At 55.9% G+C, this 17,523-nt stretch carries 14 protein-coding genes; 3 read left to right on the plus strand and 11 right to left on the minus strand.

The features are described from left to right. Positions 1-133: 133 nt before the first annotated feature. The 4 genes from GCT13_RS26860 to GCT13_RS26875 are packed head-to-tail and all read right to left on the minus strand — an operon-like array spanning position 134 to position 3,134. Positions 134-844: an ABC transporter permease gene (locus GCT13_RS26860; RefSeq protein ID WP_087739537.1), complete on the minus strand. Its 711-nt coding sequence runs from the start codon at positions 842-844 to the stop codon at positions 134-136. Positions 845-850: 6 nt separating this feature from the next. Then, positions 851-1,522 carry an ABC transporter permease gene (locus GCT13_RS26865; protein WP_087739536.1) on the minus strand — a complete coding sequence of 224 codons (672 nt, stop codon included), beginning with the start codon at positions 1,520-1,522 and terminating at the stop codon, positions 851-853. 36 nt (positions 1,523-1,558) lie between these two features. After that, a complete protein-coding gene (locus GCT13_RS26870) occupies positions 1,559-2,335 on the minus strand; it encodes a transporter substrate-binding domain-containing protein (protein WP_173819715.1) in 777 nt (258 codons plus the stop codon). 1 nt (position 2,336) lies between these two features. After that, positions 2,337-3,134, minus strand: coding sequence for an ABC transporter ATP-binding protein (locus GCT13_RS26875; RefSeq protein ID WP_407670860.1), 798 nt, complete (start codon positions 3,132-3,134; stop codon positions 2,337-2,339). 649 nt (positions 3,135-3,783) lie between these two features. Here GCT13_RS26875 and GCT13_RS26880 point away from each other — a divergent pair. Further along, positions 3,784-5,178, plus strand: coding sequence for an aminotransferase (locus GCT13_RS26880; RefSeq protein ID WP_152763289.1), 1,395 nt, complete (start codon positions 3,784-3,786; stop codon positions 5,176-5,178). 93 nt (positions 5,179-5,271) lie between these two features. Here the strand turns inward: GCT13_RS26880 and GCT13_RS26885 are convergent, their stop codons facing one another. The 5 genes from GCT13_RS26885 to GCT13_RS26905 form a co-directional block, all read right to left on the minus strand. Next, positions 5,272-5,748 carry an Lrp/AsnC family transcriptional regulator gene (locus tag GCT13_RS26885; RefSeq protein ID WP_087739533.1) on the minus strand — a complete coding sequence of 159 codons (477 nt, stop codon included), beginning with the start codon at positions 5,746-5,748 and terminating at the stop codon, positions 5,272-5,274. A gap of 406 nt (positions 5,749-6,154) precedes the next feature. Beyond that, on the minus strand, positions 6,155-7,009 hold the full coding sequence (locus GCT13_RS26890) for an HpcH/HpaI aldolase/citrate lyase family protein (protein WP_160111835.1): 855 nt from the start codon (positions 7,007-7,009) through the stop codon (positions 6,155-6,157). A gap of 11 nt (positions 7,010-7,020) precedes the next feature. Continuing rightward, positions 7,021-8,199 carry a CaiB/BaiF CoA transferase family protein gene (locus GCT13_RS26895; protein WP_087739531.1) on the minus strand — a complete coding sequence of 393 codons (1,179 nt, stop codon included), beginning with the start codon at positions 8,197-8,199 and terminating at the stop codon, positions 7,021-7,023. A 319-nt stretch (positions 8,200-8,518) separates the two neighbouring features. After that, on the minus strand, positions 8,519-9,760 hold the full coding sequence (locus GCT13_RS26900; protein WP_087739530.1) for a methylaspartate ammonia-lyase: 1,242 nt from the start codon (positions 9,758-9,760) through the stop codon (positions 8,519-8,521). Positions 9,761-9,802: 42 nt separating this feature from the next. Then, positions 9,803-11,242, minus strand: coding sequence for an aldehyde dehydrogenase family protein (locus GCT13_RS26905; protein WP_087739529.1), 1,440 nt, complete (start codon positions 11,240-11,242; stop codon positions 9,803-9,805). Positions 11,243-11,737: 495 nt separating this feature from the next. Here GCT13_RS26905 and GCT13_RS26910 point away from each other — a divergent pair, with 495 nt between their 5' ends. Then, complete coding sequence (locus tag GCT13_RS26910; RefSeq protein WP_087739528.1) at positions 11,738-12,637, plus strand: LysR family transcriptional regulator; 900 nt, start codon at positions 11,738-11,740, stop codon at positions 12,635-12,637. 102 nt (positions 12,638-12,739) lie between these two features. On the opposite strand, the gene GCT13_RS26915 is transcribed toward GCT13_RS26910, so the two are convergent. Further along, the gene (locus GCT13_RS26915; protein WP_227747027.1) at positions 12,740-13,543 is read right to left on the minus strand and encodes a helix-turn-helix transcriptional regulator; all 804 of its coding nucleotides are present in this window, start codon (positions 13,541-13,543) and stop codon (positions 12,740-12,742) included. A 949-nt stretch (positions 13,544-14,492) separates the two neighbouring features. Here GCT13_RS26915 and GCT13_RS26920 point away from each other — a divergent pair. Next, positions 14,493-15,626, plus strand: coding sequence for a porin (locus GCT13_RS26920; RefSeq protein WP_087739564.1), 1,134 nt, complete (start codon positions 14,493-14,495; stop codon positions 15,624-15,626). Between the two features lie 965 nt (positions 15,627-16,591). Here GCT13_RS26920 and GCT13_RS26930 read toward each other — a convergent pair. Further along, complete coding sequence (locus GCT13_RS26930; RefSeq protein WP_087739526.1) at positions 16,592-17,506, minus strand: LysR family transcriptional regulator; 915 nt, start codon at positions 17,504-17,506, stop codon at positions 16,592-16,594. Positions 17,507-17,523: the final 17 nt, after the last annotated feature.

Consider the following 17,523-nt stretch of genomic DNA (forward strand, 5'->3'; position numbering starts at 1 on the left):
TCGGCGTTACCGAATGGTCAGCCCCTATTTATTGTTTGTCCAGATGAAGCAGCCAGAAGCAACTGCAGCCCCGGACGCTACCTGCGTGCGGGGCTGCGGACACCCGACGCGGCGTCGGGATATTCTGGATCAGCTACGCGCGCTTCGGCGATAGCGCGAGGTATCGATTTCCACGACTCTCGAGCATGCGCGAGACTGTCGCGATAACAAGGGTCAAACTGGCATAGATCACGGCGGCGAAAATGAAGGGATCCAAGGTGTACGACTGTGCTGAAAGTCGTCTCGCCAGCCCCGTTAGATCCAATACGGTTATTGTGCTGGCAAGCGCCGTGGCCTTAAGCTGGACGATGACTTCGTTGGTTAGCGCGGGTGTAGCCACCCTGAGTGCGCGCGGAACGATGATGCCGGCCAACATACGCAACTTCCCGAACCCGAACGCCAGCGCCGCCTCCGTCTCGCCCTCAGGTATGGAAATGATTCCCGCCCTGATGTGCTCCGCCATGTAGGCTCCGAGGTTAAGGGTCAAGGCAAGCGCTGCGCAACAGAACGCGTTGCTAAAAAATGGCCATGCAAACGACGAGCGTAGGCTCTCGAACTGCGCGATTCCGTAATAGATCACAAATAGCTGCACTAGGAGCGGCGTGCCTCTGAACACCGACGAATACGTCGAACTTGCCCAGTAGAATGGCTTGTATCTAGAGGTACGCCCAACGCCAACCGGAATCGCGATCAGAAATCCGAACACAGCCGAGATGGCCAGCAATTCGATCGACACTAGCGTTGCGAACGCGAGCCTCGTCCCGTAATCGCTAACGAGGTCGAGATAACCCTGAAATATGTCCATATCGAATTAACCTCTCGTGTAACCACGTGACGCACGCATTTCCAGATGTCGGAAGAGAGGAACCGAAAGCGTCAACATAAGAAAATAAATGACCGCCGCTGCGCAATAGAAGAGCATCGGCTGCCGCGTATACTGCGCAGCGATGTCCGCCTTCTTCAGCATGTCCTCCAGTCCAATCACAGACACGAGCGAAGTGTCCTTGATCACCGACTGCCACATGTTGTTGATACTCGGCAGGCAGATTCGCCATGCCTGCGGCAAACGGATCAGCATGAACGTCGCGATTTTCGATACGCCGTAGGCATCAGCTGCTTCGAGTTGTCCTTTCGGGACAGCGGCGAACGCGCCCCGGTAGATTTCCGACGAGAATACGGCGACCACGATAGCAAGTGCTATCACACCGCCCATGAACGGCGTTATCTCCAGCGCTCCGCCGAAGTTATCAGCGAGCATCGAGAGGCCGAAGTAGATCACCAAAATGATAAGAAATTCTGGAATACCTCGGATAATGCTCGTCGCAATGTCGACAGGGACTCTCACAAATCTGTGCCGCGAACCTTTAAGCCAGGCCAGAACAAGTCCAGAAGACAGGCCCAGAACAAGAACACAAACTGCGAGTTTTAAAGTCACCAGCGCGCCCTGGGCGAGCTGTGCACCGTACAGAAGAAGCGGGTTCATGGGCTCCTCGGTTATCTATAAAAGGCGTGGCAGACGTTACTGCGTCGGGGCAATTGAGAACGGAAAGACCTTCCCGGTTTCCTTTGCAAACGTCCCGTCTGCCATAATCTTGCTGAGGGCGCCGTTGATCATCGAAAGCAATTGTGTGTCGCCCTTGCGAACGGCGATACCGGTGCCGGGGCCGAAGATCTCCGCGTCAGTAATAGGCTTTCCGGCATAGTCGTATCCCGCCTGCTTCCCCTGTTTCTGTATCCAGTCGTATTCAGCAGATTTATCATCTAGCACAGCGTCGATCCGATTTGCCTGAAGGTCGAGGTAGGCCTCGTTAACGGTCTGGTACACCTTTGTGTTAACCTCCGATAACCGGGCGCGCATATATGCCTCCTGAATAGAGCCGCTCTGCACACCAACCGTTTTGCCCTTCAGTGTCTTGGGATCTTCAGTAATCCCCGAACCGGTCTTCGCGACGTACTGTACCTGTGCTGAAGTCACCGGATTCGAAAAATCCAGCGTTTTCTGCCTTTCCTTGGTGATTGTCATTTGCGCGAAAGCTGCATCGATCTTTTTCGCCTTCAGTGCCGGAATCAGAGCGTCGAAGTCCATCGTGACCCATTGGCACTTGACCTTCATGATTTCGCACATGGCATTACCGAGGGCAACCTCAATGCCAGCAACCTTGCCGGCGCTGTCGCGATACTCAAACGGCGCCTGGTCCAGCACGGTGCCGATCCGAACTACCTGCTCTGCGTTCGCCATCTGCACGCCAAACGTCGAACAGAGAACCACTGCGAGGATCTTGGTCAGGATATTCATGTTATTTGCCTTGGGTGTTGATGATCGAGATTGGCCGGCGGGAGACGAATGCCTTGAACCGGTCGCTCGCCGGTCGGTTAAACACATCGTCTGGCGATCCGTCCTCCAGAATGCGCCCTTCATGGAAAAACAAAACACGATTCGCTACTTCGCGAGCGAAGTCCATTTCGTGTGTGACCACAAGCATCGTGCGCCCTTCGTCAGCTAGGGCGCGCATGACTTTTAGAACCTCCTGAACGAGTTCAGGATCCAGGGCAGATGTAGGTTCGTCGAAAAGCATCACCTCCGGCTCCATGGCCAAGGCACGGGCAATCGCTACGCGCTGCTGTTGCCCTCCGGAAAGTTGAATAGGGTAAGCGTCACGCTTGTGAGCCATACCGACCTTTTCGAGATTGGCTATGGCCACGTCCTCTGCGTCCTTACGCGACATCTGAAGAACATGCGTCAGGGCGAAAGTCACATTTCTTAATACAGTCATGTGAGCCCAGAGGTTGAACTGCTGGAACACCATCGTCATGTTCCGCCTAAGCATGCGAACTTTTCGCGCGTCAACTTGGCGATCGCCACCGTCTCGACGCAAGGAGATCACTTCACCGTTCGCCCTAATCGTCCCAGTGTCCGGTGTTTCGAGGAGGTTAATGCACCGAAGGAACGTGCTTTTACCGGAGCCACTACTCCCCAGAATCGAGATCACGTCGTGCTTTTTTGCGGTTAGGGAAATACCCTTAAGCACTTCGTTTTCACCAAATGATTTATGTATGTCCTCGACTACCAGGACATGATCTGCTGCCCGAGTCACTGCGTCACCGTCTAAGTCCTGCCCTGACGCCGGTAACTCGAACTGATCGAAACTGCGACGTGGACCGATGCTCATTTTCCTCCTTCTCCGTGTTCTGTATTTTTGCTGCTCCTAGATAGTTTCAATAGTCAAAAAAACGCAAAGCGGCGTTTAGCAGTGCTTTTGCGCAGTAATTCTGCGTTTTTCTAGTCCAGATCATCGGTTTTCTGCGTGATGGTCTGCATGAGCTATTGCACTAATTCTCAATACCTCACCCCCGCCCCATGCGGTCCTCTCGTGCGAAGCTTGGGCCGACGCGCGCCCGGGAAATCTGAACACCTCCGGGTCGCCACGGCTTCGCCTCACCTAAACGCAGAAATTCCTCGCGTCTTTCTGAAACATCGCAGAATTTCGGCCCGACCATTGCTCCGAATGCGGCTTTTCGGCTGCACATCGAAGCTAACATTTCTACATCGATAGACCGAATGCGATTCGTAAAAATCTTATCGATGTCGCCACCGCCGATGCATTTTTCGACACGAGAACGATCAGTGGCCTCGCAGTTGCGACCCAGGATCGATCCTCCGAGATTTGATTTGCGGGACCGATGCGTGAATTCCCATGGAGCGGAATCGGTGCTCCGATAAATTGAGACATTGAGGTATTAGACATGGATATCCAGAAAATTTCGGAGATGGACCGCGGATCGACGCTCCACCCGTTCACCCACCTTCACGATTTTTCGCGCGGGAAGAACGGGAATAATCCCGTGATCATCGAGGGCGCCAAGGGAATTCGCATTCGCGATGCTCAAGGTCACGAATTTATCGACGCGTTGGCGGGACTCTACTGCGTCAATGTCGGTTACGGTCGCGAAGAAATTGCAGAGGCGATCGCGCGGCAGGCATACAAGCTCGCCTATTACCATACCTACACAGGATATACGACCGACGAACTCGCCAAGCTTTCCGATCGCCTCGTCAAAATGGCCCCCGGCAAGATGAGCAAGGTGTTTTACGGTCAGTCTGGCTCGGATGCGAATGAAACGCAGGTCAAGCTTGTCTGGTATTACAACAATCTTCGCGGTAAGCCTAAGAAGAAGAAGATCATTGCACGCGAGCGCGCCTATCACGGCTCGACGATTGTCACCGGCTCTCTGACGGGAATGAGCTTTTACCATGACAATATGGATCTCCCCGTCTCCGGCATTTTGCGGACCGGCGCCCCTCACTATTATTGGGGCGCGAATCCGGGCGAATCCGAGCTCGAGTTTTCGGCACGTCGCGCACGCGAGCTTGAGGAATTGATCCTGCGTGAAGACCCCGAAACAATCGGTGCGTTTATCGCAGAACCCGCGCTCGGATCCGGCGGCTTGACACCTCCTCCCGCGGGCTACTGGGCGGCAATCCAGGAAGTGCTGACCAAATACGATATCCTGCTGATTGCTGACGAGGTCGTGACGGGCTTTGGTCGCACGGGTGCTATGTTTGGCTCGCACAAGTTTGATATCAAGCCGGACCTTATTACCGTGGCGAAGGGCATGACCTCGGCATATGCTCCGCTTTCGGCGGTCATGGTTGGCGAAAAGGTGTATGAGGTTCTTGATGCGGGATCCGAAAAGGTCGGAGTGTTTTCTCACGGCTATACGTATTCCGGACATCCGATCGGCATCGCGGCGGCAAATGCAACGCTCGACATCCTTGAACGCGAAGACCTTTCTGGCAACGCAGCAAGCGTCGGGGAATACTTCCTCGCGTCCCTCCGTGAAGCATTCAAGGACTCGCCGATCGTGGGTGAAGTACGCGGTGTTGGCCTGATGGCAGCGATCGAGTTCGTTGCAGATCCGGCAACCAAGCAACGGTTCGACGCCAAATTGAAGATCGGTGCACGCGTATCGGCAGCGGCGCGTGAACGCGGTCTTATTGCTCGCGCGTTACCGCATGGGGACATCCTCGGTTTTACGCCGCCGCTCGTCTTGACCAAAACGGACGTCGACGATATCGTCGGCATCACGCGCCAGGCCGTTGCACAAGTTGCGAACGAAGTTATGTCCGCACGGGTTTAAGCTGATTTAGTGACAGTTTAGTGGGCTCCAAGGGTTGGCTCCTTGGCATCATCCGATGTCAAGGAGTTTTTTTAAGGTAGCGCGTAGCCTATGCTATGCCGGGATCAGCGAAGGAATCGGCACCGTGAAGCCCGCTTTAACCCGGTCCAGAACAACCATTGTTTTGAACGACTTGATATCAGCATTTTCGTAGACGATACGCCTCGTGAAACGCTCATAGTCTTCCATGTTGTTGGCTGTAACGAGCAAAACAAAATCGGCTTCTCCGGTGACATAGAACGCGCTCATAATTTCGCTCATGCTGCAGATCGTCTGCTTAAACCTATCCACGATGTCTGTCCGATCGCGCTCTAACGAAATGAACAGCAGCGTGGTCACTGTGCGACCAACCGCTTTGGGCGAAACAATCGAAACGTCAGATTCAATCACACGTTCAGACCGAAGTCGTTTAAGGCGACGTTGAACCCCGGTTGCTGACAGTCCAACCTTCGCACCGAGTTCTTCGCTCGTCAGACGGTTGTTGCGTTGAACGAGGTCGAGAAGACGAGCGTCAATTTTATCGAGATCCATGATTGTCACAGTACCGCAATTAACGAGTTGCGAGGTTCAAACATTCACTTGAACACACTCACGTGTGCCATGCCGCGCGTTCGCTTCGCAGAACGCATACGATTCCTCCCTCAGCGAAGAATCAACATTATCTGCCATCTCTCCAGCGACCATTCCAGTCACTGCTCGTGCCTCTCCGCACAGATCCCGCGAACAATGAAAAGCTCTCTCAATGCACTATGCGGCCTACTCCCCTCACAACTTGGGAGCGCGGCCGCATTCATAGCTAGCATTTCGGACTTCGCCGATATCTGGAGCGTCTGTTGAGCTAGATGCCTCCTCCGTCTGACCGGATTAAAAGCCCCCCCCCGATCTCAACTGCAATCACAGGAGGCAATGCAATTCGACACATCAGGACCCCCGGGTCTCAGTCCGGCGCAGTACGCCGGATGGCGTCGTGACGCGAAACGATCCGCTGCGCACGTAGCAGGACCGGCACGTCGACCATCGCTCCATCAACGGCCGTGGCGGCACCCGCACTGCTCTCTGAAGCATCAATCACCCGCTTCGCCCAAGCCACCTCTTCGTCAGTCACCTTGAACGCATCACTTACCGCCGGTATCTGTTTGGGGTGGATGCAGAGTTTCGAGGTGAACCCAAAAGTGCGTGCACGTTCGGTATCCAGACGTACGCGTTCGAGATCATTAATGGAAGTGCACACCCCGTCAACCGGACCCGCTATTCCCGCGCCGGCCGACGCAAGGACAAGCATTGAGCGCGTCCAGTCCAGCGGTTCCCGGTCATCCGTGACACCCAGGTTCACCATGAGATCGACCGATCCGAGCACGAGTCGAGCGACGTTAGGTGCCGACGCAATCTTCCTCGCTTCCATTACACCATTGGCCGTCTCGATAAGAGCAAGTACACGCGCGGAGGGCACTTCACTGGAAACCGATACCAGCTCGGCCTCCGATTCGACCTTCGGGACCATAATCAAGGACGGTTTTAGCAAATGACACAGAGCGAGATCATCACGCCCGGTTTTTTCCCGCGGGCTGTTAACTCGAATACACAGCGCCACACCGATCTCATTTGCAACCTCGTTGAGCGACGCCCACGACTCGAGCACCGCACTTCGAGCAATTGGCTTGTCCGCGGGTGCAACTGCATCCTCGAGGTCGAGTATCACGACATCCGCACCCGAGCGAACCGCTTTCTCAAACCGCTCTGAACGTGTTCCTGGGACAAACAGATAGGTAACGGCGCTGTCGAAGGATTTCATATCGGCCATCGCTAGATACCCCCCGTGGTCCGAAGGTTGTCGACGTCCGCGGGGTTAAAACCAAGCTCAGCAAGGATGCTATCGGTATGTTGACCAACACTCGGGATCGGATCCATCCGTTGTTCAAAGGCCGTCCCACCAGGTGGCAGCAATGCCGGAATCTCGCCATTCGGCGAGTCCACGACCCGCCAGCGATCGCGCGCCTTAAGTTGCGGGTGTTCCCATACACCGTGCATGTCGTTCAATCTTGCGTTTGCGATGTCGGCAGCGTCAAGCCTGGCCACCAGCTGGTTACTATCCATGTCGGCAAAGACCTGATCGATGATGCTACGCAGTTCGTCGCGATTCTTGCTTCTGCTTGCGTTCGTCGCAAAGCGCTCATCTGCGACGAGATCCGGTGCCTGAAGGACAACCTGACAGAACTTCGCCCATTCGCGTTCATTCTGCAGACCCAGAATGACGGTCTTCCCGTCGTTCGCCGTGAACGGCCCGTACGGATAGATCGTTGCGTGCGAAGCGCCGGCACGGGGTGGCGGAGAAGCACCGTCGTACGCGTAGTACAGCGGAAAGCTCATCCATTCAACCATCGATTCCAGCATTGACACGTCGATCCGGACCCCTCGGCACGTTCTTCTGCGTTGGATCAGCGCGGCAAGAATGTTGGAATACGCGTACATTCCTGCAGCGATGTCGGCAATTGAGCAGCCAGCCTTGACCATTTCGTCGTTCGTGCCTGTCACGGACAGGAATCCCGACTCAGCCTGTACCAGCAGGTCGTAGGCCTTCTTCTCCGTGTACGGCCCATTTTCCCCATATCCGGAGATATCGCAGACAATGAGTCCCGGAAAGCGGTCCTTCAGAGATTCAAAGTCGAGTCCGATGCGTGCGGTTGCACCCGGTGCGAGGTTCTGGACGAGGACATCAGCTTTCGCTAGCAACGCATTCAGAACGGCATTTGCGTTTTCATGCTTGGTATTCAACGTAAGACTTTCTTTCGACCGATTCGTCCAAGCAAAGTGAGACGAGAGGCCTTTTGCCCTGTCGTCGTATGCGCGCGCAAAATCCCCAACCCCAGGACGCTCTATCTTGATGACACGCGCACCAAGATCTGCAAGCTGCCGAGTGGCGAACGGCGCGGCGATAGCCTGCTCCAGCGAGACAATTGTTACTCCGTCGAGCGGACCTTTCATATCGAACCTTCCCTACTATCTTGTACCAACGTACAGGTTGACCCTAGAGGCTTGCAGACCACACCGTTGCACTCCTGATAGACCAGGCAGTTCGCACATATGGGTCAAACAATTCCTCAATGAACCTAGAAATTGTACGTAGTGCTTTTGCTCACCGGAATGCTATCTTTTGCAACTGGTCTTCAACAATCTCGAAGTCCGTCCGAGAGAGCGAACTTCCCGCGTACTATCGCGTTCCCGAACGGGCCACGTTCCGGGAGACTCGACTTATCTTCGTCTTTCAGGAAACGCAGCCCATTGGCTGGCGATTTGCTGCCTGTCAAAGCGCTTGTGCGACGCGTAGTACTCGGCTCATCTCGTTAAAGACGATATTGAAACCCTCATCAAACCCCATGCCCGGTTTGGCAAGCATCTGCGTAACACCCGTCGCCACACCGATATTTGTCGTCGCACGCGCGGACAGGTCAGTCTCGGCGCACGTTCCACCCAGCACCGGTCCAACGCCATATCGATGGCAATCGAGGATAGCGTCGATCGAATTGTGAAGAGAGCCGAGGTCGGGGGTCTTGATCTGCACCATATCGACCGCCCCGGCCTCAGCAAACAGATGCACGTCCTCGGCCGTGTTCGCCCATTCGTCAGCGATGATGGCCACCTTGCTGCCGCGCTTCTTGAGCGTTCGACGCAGATTTCCCAACGCGTCAATCTGCGCGTCACGGCTGCCAGCATCCAGCGGATGCTCGATTCGCAGCTCGTGCGGGCCAGCTGCACTCTCGAGCCGTTCGATGATGTTGGCGGTTGCCTCGATGGAACCGTTCGCGGCAGCTCCGATCAGCCCATAGACGTCAATGTGGATAACCGGCTGGTAATCGTCGCTCGTTCGCAGTTGCGCGATTCGGGCACGAAGCCAGTTGATGTACACCTCAAGCGCCGCGCCGTCAGCACCAACCAGGTCCAGCGTGTTGATAAGGGCGTGCGGCATAACCGGGACGCGCTTCAGAATCATCTTGTCGACATTCGTATAGCGCTCATCGCCGCTTTGACCGTAAATCGGCACCGCCGCCAGCGGTTTCTCGATCTGCCACTCATCCTTGATGACTTGTGCCATCAGGTGATGGCCGGCAACGTGAGCTGCAGCATCAAGCAGCGCCTGTGACACACCATAGGCAGCTGCGCGCTTGGCCACAAAGATCTCGTCGATAATCTGTTCGGCAAACATCGCGGACTCGCGAAACGATCGGACATCCAGACCACTCAAATGCGGGGCCAAGCGCTGTTCAATCTGCGCCGCCAGTTGCCCGGCATGGAAACGCGGCTCTCGACCGCCAACACCCGTGTACTGAACGCTTGCACAGTCGCCTTTCGCGATATAACCGTCGCTTAGCACCAGCATGACCGATACTGATTCGGACGGTTCACGAACTGCACTGAAACCCGGCGTGATCGCCTTGCCGGTGTACGCTGCACCGTCGCGCTGGGCACCGGCTTTAATGGCGGCCTGGTCGTCAAAGAAAAATGAACCAACGCCGGGGCTCGCGATGACTTTCTGAATAGTGATCATGGTGTTGATGTATCGATACGTTCTATTGGAGAGAAGAGTTGGTCAGCCCGCGGATTGGCTGACCAGACGGAGGTGCATGTACGCAAGCACGCCTTCGGTTCCGCCTTCGTAGCCATAGCCGCTGTTGCCGAGTCCGCCGAGAGCCACATCCGGCAACGATGGCGCTGTCTGGTTAACACCGATGTTTGATGCGTTCAAACGGCGCACCAGGTCGTCACGAACACGTATCGAATCGGTGAACACGTAAGCGGCGAATGCATACGGCGTCGCATTCGCAAGTTCTATGGCCTCGTCGACCGTTTCGACGGACTGCACCGTTGCGACCGGTCCGAACGGCTCTTCAGTCAGAATCTCCGCATCCCGTGAGACCGAAGACAGCACGGTGGGCTCAACGAAGAACCCCGGGCGTTCCACCTTCTTGCCACCCGTTTTAATCACTGCACCTTTGGAAACGGCATCGTCGACGAGACTGAGAAATGACGCGACCCGTCCCCCATGAGCAACCGGACCGAGCGTTGCAGCGTCCAACTCGCCGTGGCCGAGTTTGTACGACGTGGCTTTTGCCGCCAGCGCTTCGACCAGCGCGTCATGAACGGAATGGTGAGCCAGATACCTGGTGGGTGCGACGCACGATTGGCCTGCTGATCCGAATTTAGCGGGCGCGGTGACCTGCACTACCTTCTCGACGTCCGCGTCGCTCCAGACGATTACCGGCGCGTGTCCGCCCAGTTCGAAAATCGGACGGATCAGATTCGGTGCGGCCAGCGCCGCCAGTTGTTTGCCCACGTGGGTCGAGCCGGTAAAAGACACTGCCTTAACCACGGGGGAAGCGAGCAATTGCTTGCTGAGCGCCGCAGGGTCGCCGAAGAGCAGATTAACGACGCCGTCGGGCAAGCCCGCGTCGACCAGTGTCTGGACGATTGCACGCGCGCTGTAGGGCGTAAATTCGGATGCCTTCAGTACCACCGTGCAGCCGGCCGCTAACGCCGCACCCAGCTTGCGTCCGACCAATACAGCCGGGAAGTTCCATGGGGTGATTGCCACCACAACACCCAAAGGCGTGGGCAGCGACAGGCGCGTGCTTCCTTCAACGATCCCTTGATGCACTTTCCCGCTGATACGGCTCGCTTCCTCGCCGTTCCACGCCAGTGTCTCGATCGTGCGTCGAATTTCTCCAGTCGCATCAGCCTTGGTCTTGCCAGATTCGAGCAGCAGTCCAAGCGTAATTTCCTCGATGCGTTCGGCCAGCAAGGCAGAAGCTTTCTTCAAGATTGCCCCGCGAGCCTGCCCCGTCATCGAGCTCCAGGCAGGGAACGCATGATGAGCTGCGTCCAGTGCCGACTGAGCCTGGGTCGAATCGGCCAACGTCACGACACCGACCTTTTCGCCGGTACCAGGATCAATATTCGGTTGGGAACCGGATCGACCCTCTTCCCATCGACCATTAATGAAGAGGTGTGCGTCTAGATTCGTTGCGGCCATTGCCGTCTCCTGCGGATTAAGATTGAGTTAGATCGGTCGAGGCACGCACGCGCCGGACGGGAATGGAAGGATCGAAGCACCGACGGTGACGCAGTCGCAGCCTTCGGAGATTCCTCGTTGCCGCCCGCATCCGTGATCCACTCCATCTCAGCATCATTGCTAGCGGCCCCATCTTGGCTGCAAATCCATGCAGGCTCGATTGGCGCGCACGCCGGCATCACCGCACGCCCGACGGGACACTTTTGTGCCTTCAAGACAAATGGTATGGATGCCGTGCCGGCAAAAAAAGAGATTTATATTTATTCAAAGATGCACAATTTTCATGTATCGGGTCACGGCGGGACATCGACGCCTGTAAACCAGCCAATATAGGCATCTTCGAGCCGCAATCGCGACCATCAACCGGGCGTAGAGTCAGCCCAACTTGCCTGATTATGTGCAATAATTTGTTCTATATGAATATTAGATGCAAACATTTCATCTATCGAGCACCATATGTCTTTAAACGCCTACGAAGTATTTGTGGCAATTGCTGAACGCGGCAGCTTTGCCGCAGCGGCGTATCAGTTGAGCCTGTCGCCGTCAGCGGTGAGTCACGCACTGGCTTCTTTCGAGCAGGAACTGGGGTTCGCGCTCTTTATGAGGAACCGCAGTGGCGTGCGGCTAACGGCCGGAGGAGAGGCACTGCTACCAACGGTGAGGGAAGTGCTGCAATGCAATGACAAGTTAAAACAACAGGCCTCGAAACTGTTGGGACTGGAATCGGGAACCGTACGCATCGGCGCGTTCAGCAGTGTGAGTGTCATGTGGCTGCCGAATATCATTAGAACGTTCACCGAGCTCTACCCGAACATTCAGGTGGTGATTGAGCAAGGCGGATATGACGACGTCGCCGAATGGATCCTCAAAAGCCAGGTCGATCTGGGCTTCATTACCCTGCCTGCTGCGCCAGGACTTGACGTCACTCCGTTGTACGCGGACCCGCTGCTATGCATTACGCCACCCGGTTTCGAGCCGAGAAGCAAAGCGTATATGACGGTCGCCGAACTGGCCGAACATAATGTCGTCCTGCAGGGCGAAGACTACGGCAAGGAAACCCAACAACTATTGATGTCCCATAAGATTTCGGTCAAATCGAGCGCACGAGCAATCGACGATGCCGCCATTATCGCGATTGTCGAGAGCGGGCTCGGCGTCAGTGTCATGCCCAGACTGGCAATGCTCAACTACCGTAGCTCTGTTCAAGCCTTTCCGTTCTATCCAGCGGAAAGCCGGGCAATCGTCCTGGCGTCGCTCAGTCAGGAAGGCCTAGCCCCGGCCGCAAAAGCGATGCATAAACACATCGCGGATTCAATTGCCGCCTGGACAAAGCGCGAGGGCGGCGATCAGAGCTAGGTGGCACCATGCGAATCGTGCTTGGTCGGCGTCGCGGGGTATTCACGCCATCAATACGGTAGGCCGTGTCGGCAACCAAGGTCGTCCGATGGTGACCCTTGGTCAGCTTACTTTGGCAGAATTGCACCAGAGCTTTGGCGTCGCGCCCGTCATCTGCTTAAAAACGCGAGTGAAATGGCTCTGGCTTGCGAAGCCACAGGCCTCCGCGATTTGGGCGAGAGTCATGCTGTCCCTCTTTAGAAGCTCCATAGCCTTTTCGGCACGTCGCGTCATCAACCAGCGATGCGGCGTTTCCCCGACCTCTTCCGTGAATGCTCTGGAAAAGTGTCGGACACTAAGGTCGACAACTTCAGACAGTGCGACAATGTCGATCTCTTCGTGCAAGTTTGCGTCGACATAATCGAAGATACGCTTCAATTTCCACGTCGGCAGAGCAACATACTTCATGGGGCCCGCCACGGCGCCAGCTCTCTGCAGCAGTTGGGCCACCAGTGTCGTCAGTGCCCCGTCAACAAGTAGCCGATCGGTAACATGTCCGCCTGTTGTACCGTCCCATAGCCGCGTCATCAGATGTGTGAGTAGAGCGTCTTCCCACGTCGACTCCGACAACGGCTGAAATGCCTCAGTCAGCCGATCAGGCGCGGCACCGCCCAGAATCCGACGCACCGTGACAGTCGGGATGGTTAGAAGAAGCAAGCGTCTCGCGCCCTTTACCCTCCATCTACTGACATTATCCGGAGGTAACACGAGCATGCGGCCGGGGACTGCGCCATCCCGTCGCCAGCCGTTGCCCATGTCCCACTCCCAGCTGTTATCTGGCTCGGCCGACAGTGGAAGAGCTATGACGGTTTCAGGAACACAAGGATCCATGAAGTCGTGGTCCGTCGTCTGCTCGATGGTGACCATGTGAAAAGGCAGGCGTCCCGGAGAAGCGCGGTGTTCTTGTGGAAACATTGCGTACGGAGACTTCCTGCAGAAGTCGGCGTATCTCGACCAGTTGTCTCCGTGGTCCATAATGCACCTTCCCATGTAACACCTAACACCACCCCGACAGGCAGGCTAGCTGCACCCTTGTCTACGAGTACACCGCCGACCAGATGCCGCCGAAAATTCTGAAAAATGGATGACCTTTTGAACCTGACTCCATCTCAGTGCCCGGCTAACCCAAGTCTTCCGCGGGCGATTTCTTCCGCATGATAGCGCCGACTGACCGTCGAAAATCTGCGTTTGACACCATTCATGCGCAGATTTTCTGCGTTCGCGACCGGAAGCCCGTCAAGAATTCAAGCTTAGCAGCCAGATTGTTGGAGAACCTCTCTTCCCCAATGCCACACGCGCGTATTTGCGAGATCGTGAGTACAATCCAGTAGCTTCTGTGCATCATAAATCGCATGGCTGGCAAGTAGTGCCCCACCGAGCCAGACTCGAGCCCTCCTACACGGCCACGCAGTGGCCCATCGCCCCGCTACCTCGCTACGAACGGTCCATCAAGCTTTGCATGTGACGAATTCAGGCTGGGACATTGCACAAACCGGCCTTCCTTTGCTCCTCTATGCCATCCCGAACGTCAAGCAGCCGAAAAGGTTTTTGGCGCGTTGACGCTGTCCGTTCCGATCGTCTAACTTCGAGTCCGCTGAACAGCACAGCGACCGCTGAACACGACATCGAATGTCGCTCTCGAGCCTAACGAGGGTTCGAAAATTAGCACGTGGTTGGCAATTCGCAAGGTTCAGACGTAACTCAATGCCGCTCAAAATCTCACCAGATGCAGTGCTCGCTTCGCATTCCTATATGAAAAGCAGTTCGACTATCTGACCAATAACGAACGTTACAAAACTGTTTGGAGATTCGCCAAGTGAAGAAAATTGCCCTCCCCTCGGTATCACTCTGCCTCGCAGCACTCGCATCACCCGTACACGCTCAAAGCACGGTTACGCTCTACGGCGTTATCGATACGGGCCTCACGTACGTGCACAACTCTGGAGGACAGTCTACCCAGCTCGCACTTGGCGGCGGCGCCTTGTCCGGGTCCCGTTGGGGCCTTAAAGGAAGTGAAGACCTGGGCAACGGGCTGAAGGCTGTCTTCCGACTTGAGAACGGCTTTAATCCGACGACGGGAGCGCTTGGGCAAGGGAGTCGAATGTTCGGACGGCAAGCGTACGTTGGCCTTAGCGACGACAAATTCGGCACTTTGACGCTCGGTCGTCAATATGATCCAATCGTCGATCAGGTCCAACCCCTCACCGGCGATAACTACTTCGGTGCCATCATCGCGACGCCGGGGGACTTCGACAACTACGACAACAGCATTCGCATCAACAATTCCGTGAAATGGGTCAGCCCATCGTGGAGTGGCCTGACGGTTGAAGCCCTCTATTCGTTCGGCGGCGTTGCCGGCTCGGTCGGGTCGGGGCAAACGTACAGCGCTTCGGTCGCATACAATACGGGTGCGTTTGGTATCGCTGCCGGTTACATGCACCTCGACTACGGCAACACTGGTCTCGTCAAGCGTCCTACCAGCTCAGCCGACTCGCTGTTTAATAGCTCTGTGAACAGCGCCTACGCTTCTGCACGCTCCGTCAACAGCACTCGAGTGGCGGGGCAATACGTTCTCGGCAGCGTAACTCTAGGCGCCGGGTACAGCTTCACCCAGTACAATCCGGACGCGGCTTCAGCTTTCTTGACGGCCGAAAAGTACCAAAACGCTTCCGTGTTTGGTGTCTGGCAAGTCGCACCGACCTTTTTGCTTGGTGCCGGATATAACTACACGAAAACCAGCGGTGATTCGTCGGCGAAATATCATATGTTCACCGTCGGCGCCGATTACAACCTGAGCAAGCGCACTGACGTCTATGCGGTCGCAGGTTACACACACGCTTCGGGCCAGAATGGTCTCGGTGAAGCCCAGGCCGTCGTTGGCTCATACGACATCGATTCTGGAAAAACGTCGCAAGCAATCACAGTCGTAGGGTTGCGCCACCGTTTCTGACCGGTTCGACTCACAGAATCTCCTGCCCGCATGGGGTGGTTGGCACACGCGGCTTTCATACCCGCTGCGTGTGCCCTTTTTCATTACTTGCTTCCGCCGACCACCCGGTTCGTTGTGCTCGCCACGCCGCCGAAACCCAGCGTCCAGTAAAGAATGGCGGCCCTCAAGCTTCTAAAGACGCGAAGCCGGATTGCCGAACTTCGTATCTCCGACGCCAGATAGCCAGATAGAATGTTCCACAACCGCGCAAGAGGGTCCGCGCGATATCGCTTACGCAACGATCCCCATCTCCCGCCCCTCTTCAGGTTGTACGTGTAACCCTCGCCTTTCGACTAGATCCAATGACCGTCCCCTTACTCACCATCGAACGCTTAACATCCGATGCATTTTTACCCTATGGATGGGTACTGGGAGAGCCCCCCGGAGAACAAAGCGATGTACCGTACTTTGAAAGTAGTGCTTTGAAGCGCTGGCACGCCCATCTGTTCGAAACGGGGACGCCAAACGAAGTGGAAATCCTGTGGACCCGCATCGGCGACGATAACCCATTCGTTCGAACGCTGGAGACACGTCTGCTTACGCAAGAAGTTGTGGTGCCCCTGACAGCCCCACTGATTCAAATCGTCGCCGCTCCGTTGACGTCCCGACTTCCGGATATGCGCTCCCTTAGGGCATATGAGATTCCAGTCGGCCTGGGAACTTGTATCCGCCCAGGCTGTTGGCAAGCGACACGCGTGCTCGCAGGCAGGACAACAGCACTCATGCTTTCAAGTCGCTCCACAACCTTCGACCGTGTTGTCCATCTTCACACAGGAGCGCCGACGGCTGAAAGCTCAGAAATGCCCATCTGGCCACACAAGATTGCTACGCGTTCTCCTGCCGCCGAGGCTGAAGACGATCGCGCAGCAGCTTCCGTTTATGCGCTGATGTCGGCGTGGTAGGAGCGATGACTGGACAGGATCGCTCTAACGCCCGGGTGCAGCAACCGAAGGATCTGATTCGTCAATCAGGAGGTGGTCAACCAGGCGTTGGACTGATAGTGACAGCGGCTCATCCTTGACGCAGACGAACATTTGCCGCACAGCCCAGTCGTCCGAAAGGGGGATCAAGGTTAGGTTCAATCCCTGCCCAAAAGTTTGGGCCGCGATCTGAGGAAGTATGCCGACCCCCATCCCGGCTTCGATCATCCTGCAAATGGCCTCAAAGCTTTTGACCTGGACACGTAACCGCAGTGCTTTACCTTCAATCGTTGCAGCTTCCTCGAGTAGAGTCAGCATGGCCGTGTTGCTTTCCAGGACGACAAGATCGTCGTCAAGAAGATCCGCCAGACGCAGATCCTTTGCTTTTGTATCGCGTGACCCAGGAAAGACCGCCACAAGCCGATCGACCTTGTATGGATAGCATCGTAGCCCGTCGACTGCGTGTCGTCCCGGAAACGCAACCCCCACGTCGACCGCCCCTTCGTGGAGGTCACGCATGATCTCAATACTTAGTCGCTCCTGAACTTCCACCTTGATCTCGGGACACTTCTTCGCGAATGAAGCAAGTCCGTATGGAAGATATTGACTTAGTGCTGACGTATTGGCGTGAATGCGCACAATGCCGCGTAGCCCCTTTGCATAGTCCGACAGGTCGGTCTTCAGGCGATCGGCTTCCCGCAGCATCAGGCGAGCATGAAACGCGAGTGCCTCTCCGGCCGGCGTTGGTTCGGTTCCGCGAGGTGTGCGCACAAGCAATTTGACGGAAAACTGCTGCTCTAACAATGCAATGCGTCTGCTTGCAGCGGATAAAGCGATGTGCGATTGCTCCGCCGCCTTGGAAAGGCTGCCGCTGTCAATCGTTCGAAGAAACAGGGAGAGGGAGACCAAATCCGGCAACATGTAGTTGAGTCCAAGTG

Origin of the sequence: Paraburkholderia franconis (genome assembly GCF_009362735.1) — a bacterium.
GTDB lineage: Bacteria > Pseudomonadota > Gammaproteobacteria > Burkholderiales > Burkholderiaceae > Paraburkholderia > Paraburkholderia franconis.

Coding starts and splice junctions, on each gene's coding strand:
- GCT13_RS26860 (WP_087739537.1), bottom strand. CDS start 844: ATGGACATATTTCAGGGTTATCTCGACCTCGTTAGCGATTACGGGACG.
- GCT13_RS26865 (WP_087739536.1), bottom strand. CDS start 1,522: ATGAACCCGCTTCTTCTGTACGGTGCACAGCTCGCCCAGGGCGCGCTG.
- GCT13_RS26870 (WP_173819715.1), bottom strand. CDS start 2,335: ATGAATATCCTGACCAAGATCCTCGCAGTGGTTCTCTGTTCGACGTTT.
- GCT13_RS26880 (WP_152763289.1), top strand. CDS start 3,784: ATGGATATCCAGAAAATTTCGGAGATGGACCGCGGATCGACGCTCCAC.
- GCT13_RS26885 (WP_087739533.1), bottom strand. CDS start 5,748: ATGGATCTCGATAAAATTGACGCTCGTCTTCTCGACCTCGTTCAACGC.
- GCT13_RS26890 (WP_160111835.1), bottom strand. CDS start 7,009: ATGAAATCCTTCGACAGCGCCGTTACCTATCTGTTTGTCCCAGGAACA.
- GCT13_RS26895 (WP_087739531.1), bottom strand. CDS start 8,199: ATGAAAGGTCCGCTCGACGGAGTAACAATTGTCTCGCTGGAGCAGGCT.
- GCT13_RS26900 (WP_087739530.1), bottom strand. CDS start 9,760: ATGATCACTATTCAGAAAGTCATCGCGAGCCCCGGCGTTGGTTCATTT.
- GCT13_RS26905 (WP_087739529.1), bottom strand. CDS start 11,242: ATGGCCGCAACGAATCTAGACGCACACCTCTTCATTAATGGTCGATGG.
- GCT13_RS26910 (WP_087739528.1), top strand. CDS start 11,738: ATGTCTTTAAACGCCTACGAAGTATTTGTGGCAATTGCTGAACGCGGC.
- GCT13_RS26915 (WP_227747027.1), bottom strand. CDS start 13,543: ATGGTCACCATCGAGCAGACGACGGACCACGACTTCATGGATCCTTGT.
- GCT13_RS26930 (WP_087739526.1), bottom strand. CDS start 17,506: ATGTTGCCGGATTTGGTCTCCCTCTCCCTGTTTCTTCGAACGATTGAC.